Genomic DNA, 880 nt, shown 5'->3' on the forward strand with positions numbered 1-880 from the left:
GCCTGGGCTCCGGGCGTCTGCTCCTCCGACCCGGGGGCGGCCTGGATGCGGGCCGCCGCCGCCCCGCCCTTCGGGCGCGCCGCGCCACCCTGGCCCGCCCCGCATGACGGCGCCGCCCATGCCGGTGTCACGGCGCGGCCCCCGGCCGCTGCCGCTCCACCTGATGCTCGGCGCGAGCCGGGGATGGATGGCGCTGGCCGCGACGATGCCCTCGCCCGCCGGCTCGCCGAGCTGGAGCGACGCCTGGCCGATCTCGAGGGCGGGCCAGGCGGAGCGGGCCCGGATCCTCGCCCGCCTCGCCGACGGCGCCCACGCGCCTGAGGCCTTCCGCGCGGCGCTGCTGCGCCGGCTGCTGCGCGAGGATCGCGCGCTGGTGGCCGGCATTGCCGCCTATCGCCGCCACCCCTGGCGCCGCGATCTGGCCGACCCTCCGGCGATCTGGTCGGAAGGTGGATCGCGGCTGCTGGATTACGGGCTGCCGGGCGCCGCGGGCCCGCCCGTGCTCTTCGTCCCGTCCCTGGTCAATCGGGCCTATGTCCTCGACCTGACGGAGCGCGCCTCCCTGGTCCGCTTCCTGGCGCGGCAGGGCGTGCGGCCGCTCCTGCTGGACTGGGGCTGGCCCGACGAGGTCGAGCGCGGCTTCACCCTGACGGACTACGTCGCTGGCCGGCTGGAGCGCGCGCTGGCGGCGCTGCCCGAGCCCGTCATGCTGGTCGGCTACTGCATGGGCGGGCTGCTGGCGCTGGCCGCGGCGCTGCGCCGGCCCGCCGGCGGCGTCGCGGCGCTCGGCCTGCTGGCGACGCCCTGGGATTTCCATGCCACGCCGGAGGACGCGTCCCGCGCCCCGGCGATCCCGGCGCTGCTGCCCGGGCTCGAGGGC

At 78.6% G+C, this 880-nt stretch carries 1 pseudogene; it reads left to right on the forward strand.

Annotation, left to right across the window (positions count from 1 at the left end):
- Positions 1-118 precede the first annotated feature (118 nt).
- Positions 119-880: pseudogene (locus tag L2I40_RS23810) on the forward strand (alpha/beta fold hydrolase); the annotation flags it as partial.

The organism is Falsiroseomonas oryziterrae (assembly GCF_021864505.1).
Taxonomy (GTDB): Bacteria; Pseudomonadota; Alphaproteobacteria; order Acetobacterales; family Acetobacteraceae; genus Falsiroseomonas; species Falsiroseomonas oryziterrae.